Origin of the sequence: Streptococcus minor DSM 17118 (genome assembly GCF_000377005.1) — a bacterium.
GTDB classification, from domain to species: Bacteria; Bacillota; Bacilli; order Lactobacillales; family Streptococcaceae; genus Streptococcus; species Streptococcus minor.
Genome location: NZ_AQYB01000031.1, coordinates 169,101 through 183,990, shown reverse-complemented (window position 1 = coordinate 183,990; position 14,890 = coordinate 169,101). Strand labels below are relative to the sequence as shown.

General features: G+C 40.9%; 13 protein-coding genes and 1 other RNA gene. 5 read left to right on the top strand and 9 right to left on the bottom strand.

Annotated features, from left to right (window positions below; all coding sequences use genetic code 11):
- The coding region (locus tag F602_RS0105130) for an Ig-like domain-containing protein (RefSeq protein ID WP_018166894.1) at nucleotides 1-1,649 on the bottom strand (1,649 nt) is incomplete at its 3' end.
- A 282-nt stretch (nucleotides 1,650-1,931) separates the two neighbouring features.
- The gene (locus F602_RS0105125) at nucleotides 1,932-3,545 is read right to left on the bottom strand and encodes a ribonuclease Y (RefSeq protein WP_018166893.1); all 1,614 of its coding nucleotides are present in this window, start codon (nucleotides 3,543-3,545) and stop codon (nucleotides 1,932-1,934) included.
- A 136-nt stretch (nucleotides 3,546-3,681) separates the two neighbouring features.
- Between F602_RS0105125 and F602_RS0105120 the strand changes: the two genes are divergently transcribed.
- Nucleotides 3,682-4,164: an S-ribosylhomocysteine lyase gene (locus tag F602_RS0105120; protein WP_018166892.1), complete on the top strand. Its 483-nt coding sequence runs from the start codon at nucleotides 3,682-3,684 to the stop codon at nucleotides 4,162-4,164.
- A 145-nt stretch (nucleotides 4,165-4,309) separates the two neighbouring features.
- The gene (locus F602_RS0105115; protein WP_018166891.1) at nucleotides 4,310-4,906 is read left to right on the top strand and encodes a hypothetical protein; all 597 of its coding nucleotides are present in this window, start codon (nucleotides 4,310-4,312) and stop codon (nucleotides 4,904-4,906) included.
- 35 nt (nucleotides 4,907-4,941) lie between these two features.
- Here the strand turns inward: F602_RS0105115 and F602_RS0105110 are convergent, their stop codons facing one another.
- The 5 genes from F602_RS0105110 to F602_RS0105095 form a co-directional block, all read right to left on the bottom strand.
- Nucleotides 4,942-6,420 carry a cell division site-positioning protein MapZ family protein gene (locus F602_RS0105110; RefSeq protein ID WP_018166890.1) on the bottom strand — a complete coding sequence of 493 codons (1,479 nt, stop codon included), beginning with the start codon at nucleotides 6,418-6,420 and terminating at the stop codon, nucleotides 4,942-4,944.
- 4 nt (nucleotides 6,421-6,424) lie between these two features.
- The gene (locus tag F602_RS0105105) at nucleotides 6,425-7,591 is read right to left on the bottom strand and encodes a THUMP domain-containing class I SAM-dependent RNA methyltransferase (protein ID WP_026183315.1); all 1,167 of its coding nucleotides are present in this window, start codon (nucleotides 7,589-7,591) and stop codon (nucleotides 6,425-6,427) included.
- Nucleotides 7,592-7,677: 86 nt separating this feature from the next.
- Nucleotides 7,678-8,031, bottom strand: an RNA gene (gene rnpB, locus F602_RS10735) — RNase P RNA component class B.
- Between the two features lie 82 nt (nucleotides 8,032-8,113).
- The gene (gene gpsB, locus F602_RS0105100) at nucleotides 8,114-8,443 is read right to left on the bottom strand and encodes a cell division regulator GpsB (RefSeq protein ID WP_018166888.1); all 330 of its coding nucleotides are present in this window, start codon (nucleotides 8,441-8,443) and stop codon (nucleotides 8,114-8,116) included.
- A 68-nt stretch (nucleotides 8,444-8,511) separates the two neighbouring features.
- Nucleotides 8,512-9,045, bottom strand: coding sequence for an SLOG family protein (locus F602_RS0105095; protein ID WP_026183314.1), 534 nt, complete (start codon nucleotides 9,043-9,045; stop codon nucleotides 8,512-8,514).
- 71 nt (nucleotides 9,046-9,116) lie between these two features.
- Between F602_RS0105095 and recU the strand changes: the two genes are divergently transcribed.
- The 3 genes from recU to rsmG are packed head-to-tail and all read left to right on the top strand — an operon-like array spanning nucleotide 9,117 to nucleotide 12,608.
- Entirely contained in the window at nucleotides 9,117-9,725 is a 609-nt protein-coding gene (gene recU, locus F602_RS0105090) for a Holliday junction resolvase RecU (protein ID WP_018166886.1), read from the top strand.
- On the top strand, nucleotides 9,715-11,838 hold the full coding sequence (gene pbp1a, locus F602_RS0105085) for a penicillin-binding protein PBP1A (protein ID WP_018166885.1): 2,124 nt from the start codon (nucleotides 9,715-9,717) through the stop codon (nucleotides 11,836-11,838). The genes recU and pbp1a overlap by 11 nt, the downstream gene beginning before the upstream one ends.
- Nucleotides 11,839-11,894: 56 nt before the next feature.
- A complete protein-coding gene (gene rsmG, locus F602_RS0105080; RefSeq protein WP_018166884.1) occupies nucleotides 11,895-12,608 on the top strand; it encodes a 16S rRNA (guanine(527)-N(7))-methyltransferase RsmG in 714 nt (237 codons plus the stop codon).
- Between the two features lie 106 nt (nucleotides 12,609-12,714).
- On the opposite strand, the gene F602_RS10590 is transcribed toward rsmG, so the two are convergent.
- Entirely contained in the window at nucleotides 12,715-13,524 is an 810-nt protein-coding gene (locus F602_RS10590; RefSeq protein WP_018166883.1) for a hypothetical protein, read from the bottom strand.
- A 173-nt stretch (nucleotides 13,525-13,697) separates the two neighbouring features.
- Nucleotides 13,698-14,684, bottom strand: a complete 987-nt coding sequence (trhO, locus tag F602_RS0105070; RefSeq protein ID WP_018166882.1) for an oxygen-dependent tRNA uridine(34) hydroxylase TrhO — start codon at nucleotides 14,682-14,684, stop codon at nucleotides 13,698-13,700.
- Nucleotides 14,685-14,890 lie beyond the last annotated feature (206 nt).

Sequence of the window (14,890 nt, the reverse complement as noted above, 5' to 3'; positions counted from 1 at the left end):
CCACCAAGGTTTACTTTAGAGAAGGTAATCTTACGTGGTAGATCATCTGTCTTATCAGTGATAGTGATTTTGGAACCAGCAGTAACTACTTGGTTGTCTTCACCCTTAGCGTCTTTTTGACCAATATTGGTTACCTCTACAGTACCGTTGTCTTTCACTTCAAAAGTAATATCCGTTACTTTAAGAAGACCGTTCGGAGCTGCCTTCTCATGGAAAACGTAGGTACCTGGAGCCAAGTCCAGTTCTTTTGGTGTGGTCGTTGAAGTCCATTTCGCAACTGGATCACCAGCGACTGTATTACCTTTGTAAATTTCGACTTCTGCACCAGCTACTTCGCTACCACCAAGGTTGACTTTAGAAAAAGTGATTTTCTTAGGTTGCTCTTCTTTTTCATTTTTGATAGTAAAAGAAGCAACTTTTGTAGTTCCAAAGTCATTTGGAGTAACTGCAATAGTATTAGCTAACGGCTTGTAACCTGGAGGAGGAGTAACTTCACGAATGGTATACTCATCCTTAAGAAGACCTGTAAATACTGCTTTACCACTATTATCGGTAGTCAGAGTATTTACTACTACACCATTACGATTACGAACTACCTCAAATACTGCGCCTGCAAGTGGTTGTCCACCTTCATCTGTCTTAGTGATGTCAATGCTAAAGACATAACCTTCTGCTGAACCACCAGCCACAAAGTAAGTGGTAGCTTGAAGATCTCCACCAATCACAGTATCATTTGATTTTAATTCTGCCTCATTTTCAAAGACTTCACCATCAACCGGTGTGTACGGAAGGCGCACATCATAGTTGATCAAAATCCCTTTGTGATTAAGAGAACCTAAGTCAATAGAAAAACTGCGGTTGTCTGGTGCAATCTGAATATTGAGCTGGGAAGTGATATCTTCATGGTTAGTGTGTTTCCAAACACCATTGTCCCAAGACCAATCCAAACGGTAGACTTGGAAGGAATCTGGAATCAACTCTAAACCTGGACTTAAAATCTTATCTTTAATGACAAGGTTGGTAAGGCTCTCCATATTTCTATTGATTGCCAGCTCATATTTCATTCTATTGACATCTTTATCATCTTGCCAACCAGATTTTTCAAGCAATGAGCTGTACTGTCCTGGAGGTCCATTGTAGTGAATTTTACCAGCGTTGATTGGCGCTCCTTGAACATTCAAAGTAACATCAATATCTTGCTCATTTTGAACAACATTATGATCCACTCGTCCATAGAAGAAGAAATTTCCTGTTACGTTTGAATGAGTTTCTGCATAATTTGTATAGGTTAAGGTAATGGTCTTAGCATCCCCATCAAGGGTTGCATTCGCAACTACATTATCACTTGAATCCTTCAACTCAATACTCGTCGTGACAGCAAATGCCAATTCTTGCGGAAGAGTAATCGTCGTCGTGTCCCCTGCATTCACCGTATTATTTGGTAAAGCAAAGGTCGCATTAATACGAAATTGTTGCCACATGTCATAGCTTGGACCAAGCGGAGCACCGTCTTGATTTGAAAGGCTCATAGAAGTAATGACACCAGCAACTTCTTTAGCTTCAACTGGAGATATGCTTGAAAATGATGGCACAACAATTCCTAAGAATAGAATGACCAACTGAAGCCAAGAAGATAGTTTCTTTTTCATATTAATATCCTTTCTATATTATTTCATCTATGTACTTTATCACAATCCACTCCGAAAAGGATTATAAAAAATACGTCTTAATTATACCACTTAATAGATAGAAACACTATTAATTTTGACTTTTTTTGAGATATTTTTTCAACTTTCCAAATGATATCTTGCTTCATCTTCATTTAGCAATTTTGTCTCTGTCTTTATAGCTCGAATTCATAAAAAAAGCGCCCCATTTGTTTAGAGATTTTCTCTAACTTTTGGGGGCTATTTTCAATAGTTGATGTCTGCTTATTTCGCAACATCTGTCGCTCGTGTTTCACGGATAACGGTAACTTTGATATTTCCTGGATAATCCAAGTTGTTCTCAATTTTTTCACGAATATCGTGGGCCAAAATAGTGATTTTATCATCACTGATTTTATTTGGATGCACGATAATACGAACTTCACGGCCTGCTTGGATAGCATAGGTTTGTTTGATCCCTTCGAAACTATTGGCAATCTCTTCTAGGTCTTTCAAACGCTTGATATAGGCTTCCATAGATTCACGACGAGAGCCTGGGCGAGCGGCACTCAAGGCATCCGCTGCCGCTACAATAACCGCAATGGTGCTGGTCGCTTCTACATCACCATGGTGAGAAGCAATAGTATTGATAACTACTGGATGTTCCTTATATTTACGAGCCAACTCTGTTCCAATCTCGACATGGCTACCATCAACTTCTCTATCAATAGCTTTACCAATGTCATGCAAAAATCCAGCACGACGAGCCAAGCTGACATTTTCACCCAACTCAGCTGCCAAAACACCTGCCAACTTAGCCACTTCGATGGAATGGCGTAGGACGTTTTGCCCATAGGAAGTACGGAAATGCAAACGTCCCATTGTTTTAATCAAATCTGTATGAAGGTTTGGTGCACCAATTTCATAGGCTGCTGCCTCACCATACTCACGAATACGGTTGTCCATTTCAAGACGGTGTTTCTCTACTAGCTCCTCGATACGAGCTGGATGGATACGACCATCTTGCAGGAGCGCCTCCATAGTCATGCGGGCAATCTCCCGACGGATTGGATCAAAACCAGAGAGTACAACTACTTCTGGCGTGTCGTCAATAATGACATCAATCCCTGTGAGACTTTCAAAAGTTCGAATATTTCGACCTTCACGGCCAATTACTCGACCCTTCATCGCATCATCTGGTAAATGAACAGAGGTAACGGTTTGCTCCGCCACATACTCGCCCGAGATGCGTTGCATCGCTTGGGCCAAAAGATCTTTTGCCATCTTATCGGAACGTTCCTTGATCTCACGCTCCGCTTCTTTGATACGCGTTGCAACTTCATGTGAGAGTTTGTCGCGGGTCTCTACCAAAATCTGCTCTCGAGCTTCTTCTTGGCTCAAAGCAGCCACTTTTTCCAACTCAAGAGTTTTTTCCTCTTCTAATTTTGCAACCTTTTTTTCACGCTCATCAATGTGTTTAGATTTATCCATCAGACTTTGTTCTTTTTGCTCCAAAGTCTTTTCTTTGCTCGTCAAATTATCGTCTTTGCGATCCAAGCTGCTTGCTCGCTCTGTCAAACGCAGTTCGGTTTGACGCAGTTCTTGTCGCTCAGCTTTGAATTCTTCTGCAACTTCTTCACGGTATTTACGAGCCTCTTCCTTAGCTTCCAAAAGCAATTCCTTTTTCAAGGACTGACGGTCACGTTTGGCTGTTTGAACAATGGACTCTGCCTCTTGCTCAGCTTTGCCACGGACATTACTTGCTTCTTGTTCCGCATTTAAAAGTGTCAATTCTGCAGTTTCTTTAGCAGATTTCATCTTCAGAGAAATGGCTAGGTAACCTACCACTAAACCAATGAGAGCGGAACTGACTGCAATTACTATAAATGTAATATCCATCTTCCACCTCAAATTTTATTCATTGGATTTCATAGAAAATCCTTTTATCATTCTATCATATTTCAAACGATTTCACAAATCAATTTTTGAATATGGTATAATCATGCTATAACCATTGTAAAAAGGAGACGACTATATGAGTAAAAAAGTCATCGTTGAAAGTTTTGAATTAGACCACACTGCTGTCAAAGCACCCTATGTCCGTCTGATTTCAGAGGAGTATGGTCCTAAAGGTGATGTTATTACTAACTTTGATATCCGGCTGATTCAACCAAATCATAATGCCATGGATACAGCTGGCCTACACACGATTGAACACTTGCTAGCCAAGTTGATTCGCCAGCGGATGGAGGGGATGATTGACTGCTCACCGTTTGGCTGTCGAACAGGTTTTCATATGATTGTTTGGGGTCAACCGACTGCTGAAGAAATCGCCCATGTTATCAGCGACTGCCTTTTGGAAATAGCAGAGAGAACTAGCTGGGAAGATGTGCCAGGGACTACCATTGAGTCCTGTGGCAACTACAAGGATCATAGCCTACATTCTGCCAAAGAATGGGCAAAACTGATTTTAGAGCAAGGTATCTCTAGCAATGCTTTTGACAGACAGGTAAAGTGAGCCACGAAGTAACCTTAGTATGAAAAAGAAATCCGAAATTGACTGAAGAAAAATATAGTGGTTTATTCGGTTTTATGCGCTTCATTTTCTAATCTTATATTGATCTTATATTGATTTCTTTATCACTTTTTTTGAAAGGATACTCATGATTCACCCATTTATTGAAAAAGAAATCCATAATCTCAAAATACTCCGACTGCTTGCGATTGTTTTTCTTTTGTCTATCGATCTAGTGACCGTTTCATCTCTTGGGTATTTAGCATTTCAAAATTATAAGAATCGAGCAATTTCAGGAAGTTTTTGGGATTTTGCTGGAGTCCCCTTGCTCTCTGTCTTTATGGTTATTCTGTTAGCTATCTTACCTTTAATTTGGCTAATTATCAGGAGATTTGGCAAACTTTTCATGCAACTAGAACATCTGAATGACTACTATGCCAATCTTTATCAGGACTACTGTCACTCTATCCCCCGAGTGTTTTCTGGGATTCCCCCTTATCTCTTCTCCCAAGAAGGATTGATCATTAATGGGAACCTTCACCAAAAAATCCTGACAAAAAGTAATTTTGATCAGATACATATCTTAAGGATACGGCATGGAATAAGAGGAACCGTTGTACTGACATTCTACCAAGGAGAAAAACGAGTAGCTAGATTGACATATAATATACTCGATCACCCTGCTGTCCATTTCTTGCTGAAACACATCTCATTAGTTCATCCGACAGTCACCATTCGGCAATAACAAAACGAGCTTGGATATCCAAGCTCGTTTTTATGTTAAAAATCTAAATCATCTGCACGACCAGGAGCATTTCCAACAAAGTAGCCCGTCTTACAGTTTATAGAGAACAAATAAGTGCCATCCGTTCTAAAAAGGTTATAATACCCACGACCGTTGATAATATTGACTTTCTCAAGATAATATTCATTGCCAGAAATATGGCCACGTTCGCGTGCAATATTGATAATATTTTCCAAAATACCTGGATTGAAAACCCATGCCTCGTTATGAACATCATCGATAGCAGATTGATTGTATGGAACCCTGCTGAGGTGTCGTTGTAATTGCAAATCAGCTGGAATTTCCATACCGTAGATAATACCAGCAACATTTACCCAACCAGGATTGTTTGGATTGACAGATGCAGCTGGTGGTGCTGGTGCAATAGGAGCGGCAGGGGTGTCTTGAGCTGAACCAGCTTCAGGAGAACCACCGGCTTGACCTTGCCCTGCACCTGCATCTGATGCTTGAACTTGTTGACCCGCACCTCCATCTGAAGGTTTCTGGGTACGTCCCATATTGATAGCAGAAGTCAAGAGAGTATCCACTGCTGATAAGCCTGTTGATACCGCCTCAAAGCTCATCCCTGGTTTAACGGTAGCTGTTGTATCTAGTTCTCCATCAACAATCACCGGCTTGTCAAATTTATCATTCATAGCCTTGATGGCCTGTATAGCTTTTGCTAAGATATCATATTTGGCCTTGGCTGTCTTATAGCCCGCATTGGAAGTTCCAATGTTATCAAGAGCTGCTTTTAATTGTTCCAACTTATCAAACTCACTATTTTTCAGCTTGGTTTGACTGCTGTCTGTGAAGAAAGATGCGTACAATTCGTTAAAAGCTACTATATTAGCATCTGTCGAACTAGAAGAAGTTTTGCTGGTTGAGCTTGTAGAATCTGTTGTTTGGTTGTTGTTCGTATTATTCATCCAAACAAAAGCAGTCGCTAACACTGCTACAAAAGTGGTCGCTAATGCAAGCCAGATCAACACTCTCTTTTTGTTTTCAATCTTATCGTCGTCAAGTTCAACATCACTGTCTGTTGGCACTGGTACCATTGGAGAAACTTTCTCTTTTTGGGATTCACTAACCTTGTGAATCTGAAGATCCGCTTCTGTGGCTACTTGAACATCAGTCAGGTTATCCTCTTCTACAGTAGATGTTATCTCTGAAGCAGTTTCCCCAGTACTGCTTTCCCCAACGGCTTCTTCAGTTTCAGTGACTTCTTCAATACTCTCATCCGAGAGAGCTGGAGCATTCACAAGAGTTTCAAATTTTTCCGCTTCAATATCTTCACGGTGCTGTTTGATATAGCGATCTAGGACATTGTCATCTTCTTCAATACCATCTTTGAGATCGCGTTGTTTACGAACGACCTGTCCCACAGTCATATCCTTGATATCATCAAACTTTAAGATTTTTTCTTCATTTTTTTCTGGATTGTTATGAGAATGTTGCTTATTTTTTTTTGACACTTTTCTAGTCTCCTTCTTCTGGGATCATGCGTTTGACTCTTTTCCCAAAAAATTGGTAGAGGTCAACTTTCAAGGTTCCATTATATAGCTTACGCTTTTTATCTGCCAATCGACCATAACGCGTCTCAAATTGTTCATCGCTCGTCAAGATAAACTTGGACCAAGTTACAAGTGGGGAAAAGGTTTCTCCCATCTCTTGATACAATTTGGCAATGGCATCATCATTTAATAAACGCTCTCCATAAGGTGGATTAGAAAGAATAACCCCATTTATCTTGTCCGTTTTCAAATCTTGCAGACGCATTTGCTTAAAGTGAATGTCCGAGTCAACACCTGCTGCAACAGCATTTTTCTTAGCAATATCAATCATACGACCGTCAATATCATATCCTGAAATATCCAGAACTAAATCCTGAACAATCGTAGCTTGAGCTTCTTGACGGGCTTGTTGGACAAGTGTTTTGTCCACCCAGTTCCATTCCTCAAAGGCAAAACTCCTCTTTAGACCAGGGGCTATCTTCCGAGCTATCATAGCTGCTTCGATACAGAAGGTCCCCGAACCACAAGTTGGGTCGATGAGGGGTTTATCAGGATACCAGTTGGATAAGAGTAGGATGGCTGCAGCCATATTTTCCTTAATTGGTGCTCCACCTTTCTCGACGCGATAGCCTCGCTTAAAGAGGCTAGATCCTGTGGTATCTATGAAAACAGTTGCTACATCTTTTAGGATAGAGACCTCTATTTTAAATTCCGCTCCAGTCTCTTGAAGAGGAACTCCTTCAGGCCTGTGAAAATGCTTTTGTAGCTTTTTAACTACTGCTTTTTTAGAAATAGCCTGAACACTGGGTTCATTGTGGAGCTTGGATTTGACACATTTGGCCTTGGAAATTGGAAACTTGCAACCTAGTGGCAGGTAGTGCTCCCAATCCAAACGATAGACACCCTGAAAGAGTTCTTCAAAGGTAGAGGCCGGAAACTGACCGACAATGATTTTGATACGGTCTGCCGCTCTCAACCAAAGGTTACTCTTGATAATGGCTGAAAGGTCACCATCAAAGCGCACGCGCCCATTTTCTACCTGGCAATCATAGCCCAGGTCACGAATTTCACGACCCACAACTGCTTCTAAACCAGCTGCTGCGGTCGCCACTAACTTAAAATTTGTTTTCATCATTTCTCGATTTCATGTATCTAAGCTACTATTTTATAAAGAAAAGTCTAGGTACTTTCGTCCTAGACTCTACCTATTATGCAATTTTCTATAAGCCATGTTTTGTTCCAGTGGTACTAGGTACTACCACCTTCGATAATCATCTGTCTACTGCTCATTGCAGTCAGGAAAGTCTGTTCGTTTCCAGCTTTCCCGTGCCCCGACCGAAATTTGGGTTGCTAGCTTGAGGGGTTTACCGCGTTCCACTTTTCATGTTTCCATGAAAACTCCGTCACTGTGGCACTTTCAGGTCTATTTTAGCCTATCTCAAGAGACTTAGCTATTTCGACCGCCGTAACGTCTAAGACGTCCCTAGGCTTATGGTTTCGCCTAGCACAAACACTACTGGCATCACAGCCAGTGCTAGCATGGACTTTCCTCATGGTAGTGTCTTTAAAAACTACTTTAGGTTCAAAAGGCTCAAACCGAACGGTAGCTCTATTGACGTATTACCATGCGATTATCCAAAAATTGCACTTCTTCTTAATCTTGGGCGATTTGCTTGCCAAATACTTCCTTTTCCAGTCGATTCAAGCGACGCAAGATATCAAAATTCGTTGCCGATGAGCTACGCTCTGTTCTCAAGGTTTCTGTATTATCTGTAACAGGGACAGCTGCCTTTGGAGCATTGACTGCTTGAGCTTTCAGTCGTGTAATTTCACCCTTTAATTCCTTGATGATTGCTTCGTAAGCATCGTAGTCTTTCATAATTTGATCTAAGAAATCATTCACTTCATCTTGATCATACCCACGAAATCCAATTTTAAAGTCTTGTTCATAGATGTCTTTTGTTGTAAATTTAATCGTCGCCATTTCTCTCTCCATATCTAAAAGTCACTATCTCCATTATATTAAAAAAAACAAGGAAAAATCAAGTTAAATCACTCACTTTTTATAAAATCTTCGGATATTTCATTTAAAAGATCAAAGTTTAGACCTTTTACAGTATAACCTACTTGAGTTAAGATTAGATTGTATAGATATTTCAAGTTTGTTTCATTTTCATGATCGTAAAACAAATAAACACCTTCTGTATTTTCTAGAAGAAATCGATTGTAATCCTTAAACTGCCCTGGATGTTGATAATGAGGGTAGGCATACTTTACAAAATTAGTCGATTTGAACTTGGCAAGTTTGGTTTGATTAACCTCATTCCAATGTTCACCATGATTGGCAAAGGGAAAAATGGTTGCCGTCTGCAGTTCATAGCCTTCTGCCATCAACTCTTCTAAAACTTCTAAGGTCCAATATTCGAAGCCTAAATTACCTGTAAAGACAAACCACTTGACTCCCTCTTCTATGAAACGGATACAGTCTCTTCGAATAGCCTCTTTAATAATAGAAATCCTCTGATCCTTGTCCGAAAAAATCCCCAAGTCAGTATGTTTGTAACCAACTACCAATATCGTCTCCATAGTCAATCCTTGTGCTCTTTTCTCATCTTATGATATAATATACTGATAGTATTTTATCAAGAAGGAGTTCTATGGTCAATTATCCTCATCAGGTTTCTAGGAAAGTGACTGGAACTAGTATTCGGTCTAAAAAAGAGGTGAACTTTGCTAATCGGGGAATGAGCTTTGAAACAGCCATCAACGATAGCAATAACTACTATTTGGCCCATGGTAAGGCCGTCATCCATAAAAAGCCGACCCCTGTTCAGATTGTGAAAGTAGACTACCCTAAACGGAGTCGCGCGAAGATTGTGGAAGCCTATTTCCGCCACGCCTCGACAACTGATTATTCTGGAGTCTATAAAGGTTTTTACATTGACTTTGAGGCTAAAGAAACGAGGCAAAAAACAGCCATGCCCATGAAAAACTTCCATGCCCATCAGATTGAGCATATGGCACAAGTTTTACAGCAAAGGGGAATTTCCTTTGTACTCCTTCACTTTTCAACGCTGAAAGAGACTTATCTTTTACCTGCCCAGCCCTTGATTGATTTTTACCAAATTGACAAAGGAAGCAAGTCCATGCCCATTGATTATATTCGTCAGTATGGTTTTGAGATAAAAATGGGAGGCTATCCTAGCCTGCCTTATCTGGATGTCGTTGAAGCAAAATTATTAGGTGGTGACAATTTTGAACAATGAAACCCTAAAGAAAATTCTGATTATGGTAGGCAATGTGGTGTTAGCTGGCTTTATCCTAGTCACTTTCATCGTTGCAGGAGTGGTGGGCTACTATATTAGTTCTGCTCCAGCCTTAACAGAAGAGGCTCTGACGACCACAACCTCCAGTAAGATTTATGACAAAAACGGGGGACTGATTGCAGACTTGGGTTCTGAAAAGAGATCCAATGCCAAAACTCAGGAAATCCCAACAGACCTTGTAAATGCTATTGTAGCTATTGAGGACCAACGCTTCTTTAACCATCGTGGAGTGGATGTTATCCGGATTGCTGGTGCGTTTTTAAACAACATAACTAGCGGGAGACTCCAAGGAGGTTCTACCTTGGACCAGCAGTTTATTAAGCTAACCTACTTTTCGACTTCAACAGAAGACCAGACTATTAAACGGAAAATCCAAGAGGCTTGGTTGGCTCTACAACTAGAGCGACGCAATACCAAACAAGAAATCTTAACTTACTATGTCAACAAAGTCTACATGTCCAATGGTAATTATGGTATGAAGACTGCAGCCAATGCTTATTATGATAAGGAGCTAAAAGACTTATCTATCGCCCAATTGGCTCTCTTAGCTGGCATGCCACAGGCTCCAAACCAATATGACCCCTACACTCAGCCTGAAGCTGCTCAAAGACGCCGAGACATTGTCCTTGGGGAGATGTTAGAAGAAAAATATATTACCAAAGAACAGTATGACATTGCTGTTGCAACTCCTGTAACAGATGGTCTCCAGCCACTCAAAAACACGGCGGCCTACCCTCTTTACATGGACAACTATCTCAAAGAGGTAATTGAAGAGGTTGAAGAAAAGACAGGCTACAATCTGTTGACCACTGGCATGGATGTATATACCAATGTAGACCCTGCTGCTCAGCAACAACTCTGGAATATTTACAACACAGATGAATTTGTTTATTATCCTGACAATATCTTCCAAGTTGCTTCTACCGTTGTGGATGTCTCAAACGGTAAGGTCATCGCTCAACTGGGTGCCCGAAATCAAGCTACTAACGTTTCATTTGGAGTGAATCAAGCTGTGGAAACCAATCGTGACTTTGGTTCTACCATGAAGCCCATCACAGATTATGCTCCTGCCCTGAAAAATGGGGTCTATACCTCTACAGCAGATACCATCGTGGATGGCCCGTATAACTATCCTGGCACAAACACACCTGTTTACAACTACGAGCGTGGGTACTACGGTTCTATGACCTTGAAAGGTGCTATACAGTATTCTAGAAATATTCCAGCCATCAAGGCCTTGGAAGCAACTGGTCTAGGAAAAGCCTTAGAGTACCTCAACAGTATTGGTATTCACTATCCTGAACTGTTGTATTCAAACGCTATTTCTAGTAACACAACAGTATCTGATCAAAAATATGGCGCTTCCAGTGAAAAAATGGCTGCTGCCTATGCTGTATTCGCTAACGGTGGCACTTACTACAAGCCTCAATATGTCAATAAAGTGGTCTTTGCAGACAGTACAACGAAAGAATTTGCCCCTGAAGGAACTCAGGTACTGAGCCCTGAAATTGCCTATATGATGACAGATATGATGAAATCAGTGCTTACTTATGGTGTTGGTTTTAACGCAGCTGTCAGTGGTGTACCCATCGCCGGTAAGACAGGAACATCAAACTACGCTGATGAGGAACTCGCAAACATATTGGCTTCCAACCCAGCTGCTGCTAGCAGTTCTATGGCAGCTCCTGATCACAACTTTGTGGGGTACTCGACTAAGTATGCCATGGCTGTCTGGACAGGGTACTCCAACCGTACCACTCCTATCTTGGATAGCGGTAATTTGGTAGCAACGGATGTATTTCGTAGCATGATGACCTATCTCAATCCTGTAGAAACTGCCAAAGATTGGGATATGCCCAACGGCCTTTACCGTTATGGTTCCTATCTCTATCTGAGTGGTTCCCAACGCCGTTCCTATAATAGTTATTCTAGCTCATCTAGCCAAACGACTGAGACTTCTGAGACCACTATCGATTCAGAAGACTCGGATGAGACAACCGCAGAAGTAGACGCGCAAACGACTCCTTCTTCTAACAGTAACCAGACACCTTAAAACCCAGAAAAAATTTCTGGGTTTTTCTTTTAGCTTGAATATGATAAGATAGACTTATGAAACCAGAAATCTTTTACCAAGAGTTGGCTAAACTAGGTTTTGAGCTGACCGACTTGCAAAAAACACAATTTCACCGCTATTTTCAGTTACTTGTAGAATGGAATGAAAAAATCAATCTAACAGCTATTACTGAAGAAGATGAGGTTTATCTCAAACATTTCTACGATTCTCTAGCACCCCTATTGCAAGGCTATGTGAAAAAGGAGGCTGTTAGTCTTCTGGACATTGGTGCTGGTGCTGGCTTTCCTAGCCTGCCTATGAAAATCCTATGGCCACAGTTAGACGTAACGATCATCGACTCCCTCAATAAACGCATCCAATTTCTCCATCTTTTAGCTGAGGAATTAGGCTTGGAGGGAGTTCATTTCTACCATGGTCGGGCAGAAGATTTTGCTCAGGACAAAAAGTTTCGAGCCCAGTTTGATTTTGTAACTGCCCATGCTGTAGCTCGGATGCAAATTTTAGCAGAGCTGACCATCCCCTTTCTCAAGATAGGTGGTAAACTCATAGCTCTAAAGGCTTCCAATGCCGAGGACGAATTACTCCAAGCAAAGACTGCACTCAACCTCCTTTTTGCTAAGGTTCTTGAAAATGTAGACTACCAATTGCCAAATGGTGACCCACGAACCCTAACCATTGTTGAAAAGAAAAAAGAGACGCCTAATAAGTACCCCCGCAAAGCTGGGGTTCCCAATAAACGTCCCTTATAAGCTCAACCGATATCCAGTAGGATGTCGGTTCTTTTTATTTCTTTGGAAGAATAGCAAAAACAGCTTTTTCAAATTGAACTGATTATTTGAGTTTAGATAACTTTGGTTAGGGTTGACTATTCCAAGCTAGTCCTTCTTGAAGCCAGCCACGAGTTGCCAAAATATTATATTCATTTACATCCTTCGTATAGAGATGCTTTTTCAGCCCTGAATGGTAGAGACGATAGACTGGTACAGTCCCAAAGGAATGATAAGAAACTCCTTCTTGATTCCAACCACGAGTTGCAAGCACCTTGTACTCATGGCTATCTTTCGTATAAAGATGAACTTTGAGACCTGAATGGTACAGTCGATAGACTGCCTCACCTTCATCTCTTTCTGATTTCCAAGCAATGCCTTCATACAGCCATCCGCGACCTTGAAGAATTTTCGCTTCATGAGTATCCGTCGTATAAAGGTGGGTCTTGAGATGTGGATGGTAGAGACGATAGACATTGATATGACGAACAGAGTTTTGTCCGGGGATAGGTTTTATCCTGGCAATGGCCTCATCAGCTGCTGCGATAATGTCCCAAGAAAGTGTTTCAACATCAAATCGACTGGAGCCTGAATGATATTTGTTAAAATCTACGCGTATCTTGATAATGTAAGTCGTATCTGATGTACTAGGATTCACTGGAAGCAAATCTCCCTGATAGGTTTGTTGGCTCAGCATGTCTTCCATAGGTCCATCAAAAAATGATTTGGCTACCTCAAAGGTTGGAAACTCATTGGTTACAAACTCTATTTTTCCGTTGGACTCGTCTCCACTGATTTGTTTGACCGAACTGGCAAAAACCTTAGAATGAAGCAGCGTGCCCAAGATAATACACAAAGCTACCAATAAAAACTGTCTCTTTGAAGCCCTGATGAACATAATTTTTACTTTCCTTTCAATCTATTATCTATTTTTTTATCCAATCGAGGCTGTTGTGAAACCTCTTTCACTAGTCTTAGTTTATCAAAGTTTTTCTAAAAAAACTAGAATTTTGACCTTTTTTATTAGGTAAAAAAACAAATCAGTTGGTACTGATTTGTTTAGAAATCTATTTAGGCAAGAACCGCTTCCGGCAAGTGCTCGCCAATAGCTTCAAGGCGAGCTGCCCATTCTTCTCGGGTAAGGTTATTTTCAGATACATAGCGGTTGCGCTCATGTGCACGACAGTCTGCAGAACAGCCACGTACATAGTTCTTCTCAGTTTCTTCTGTCATGAAGATTTGTTTGTTACAGAAAGGATTGGCACAATTGACATAGCGCTCGCAAGGTTCGCCTGTAATCATGTCCTTACTGATAATGGTCGGGTTCACACGATTTACCGGGACAGAAATGCGCTCATCAAACACATACATAGCTCCATCCCAAAGCTCACCCATCACTTCAGGATCTTTTCCATAAGTTACGATACCACCATGTAGCTGACCGACATCCTTGAAACCTTCACGAACCATCCAGCCAGAGAATTTTTCGCAGCGAACACCACCAGTACAGTAAACTACCACGCGCTTCTCCATGAATTTTTCCTTGTTGTCACGAACCCATTGAGGCAACTCACGGAAATTACGGATGTCTGGACGGATAGCACCGCGGAAATGACCCAAGTCATATTCATAATCATTTCGGGTATCTAGTACAACTGTATTCTCATCCAAGAGTGCTTCTTTGAACTGTTTTGGACTAAGGTAAGCACCAGTTGTGACCAAAGGATCAATGTCATTGTCAAAGCCGTTATCCTCTAATCCAAGGTGAACAATTTCTTTTTTATATCGAACAAACATTTTCTTGAATGCGTCTTTCGGCTCATCATCAATCTTGAACCAAAGATCGCTAAGGAGAGGATTGGCATGGACATAATCCATGTATTTTTGGGTGGTCTCGTAGTCACCTGAAACCGTACCATTGATACCCTCATCGGCAATCAAAATCCGACCTTTTAGACCAATGGATTTACAGAAGGCTAAATGCTCCTTGGCATAGCTTTCCGCATTTTCGATAGGGACATATTTGTAATACAGCAACACACGAATATCATTTGACATAGCTTCTCTCATCCTTTATAAAATTTTAAGTTATTCCAATACTCTCTATTTTATCTTTTTCAAGAAAAGAATGGAAATGATTTGGCTGAAAAATGCTATGGTACCTATCATGTCAACTGTGTTACAGTTTCTTTAAATTTCAATTGAGTGTCTAGTAAGGAGCTGATTTCCATGGTAGAATATTGGTACTATATAATGATAATGAG

What these genes read in the sequence shown, in the direction of transcription:
- recU (WP_018166886.1), top strand. Translation starts at nt 9,117, where the DNA reads ATGGTCAATTATCCTCATCAGGTTTCTAGGAAAGTGACTGGAACTAGT.
- gpsB (WP_018166888.1), bottom strand. Translation starts at nt 8,443, where the DNA reads ATGGCGACGATTAAATTTACAACAAAAGACATCTATGAACAAGACTTT.
- F602_RS0105115 (WP_018166891.1), top strand. Translation starts at nt 4,310, where the DNA reads ATGATTCACCCATTTATTGAAAAAGAAATCCATAATCTCAAAATACTC.
- F602_RS10590 (WP_018166883.1), bottom strand. Translation starts at nt 13,524, where the DNA reads ATGTTCATCAGGGCTTCAAAGAGACAGTTTTTATTGGTAGCTTTGTGT.
- F602_RS0105120 (WP_018166892.1), top strand. Translation starts at nt 3,682, where the DNA reads ATGAGTAAAAAAGTCATCGTTGAAAGTTTTGAATTAGACCACACTGCT.
- F602_RS0105095 (WP_026183314.1), bottom strand. Translation starts at nt 9,045, where the DNA reads ATGGAGACGATATTGGTAGTTGGTTACAAACATACTGACTTGGGGATT.
- trhO (WP_018166882.1), bottom strand. Translation starts at nt 14,684, where the DNA reads ATGTCAAATGATATTCGTGTGTTGCTGTATTACAAATATGTCCCTATC.
- F602_RS0105125 (WP_018166893.1), bottom strand. Translation starts at nt 3,545, where the DNA reads ATGGATATTACATTTATAGTAATTGCAGTCAGTTCCGCTCTCATTGGT.
- F602_RS0105105 (WP_026183315.1), bottom strand. Translation starts at nt 7,591, where the DNA reads ATGAAAACAAATTTTAAGTTAGTGGCGACCGCAGCAGCTGGTTTAGAA.
- rsmG (WP_018166884.1), top strand. Translation starts at nt 11,895, where the DNA reads ATGAAACCAGAAATCTTTTACCAAGAGTTGGCTAAACTAGGTTTTGAG.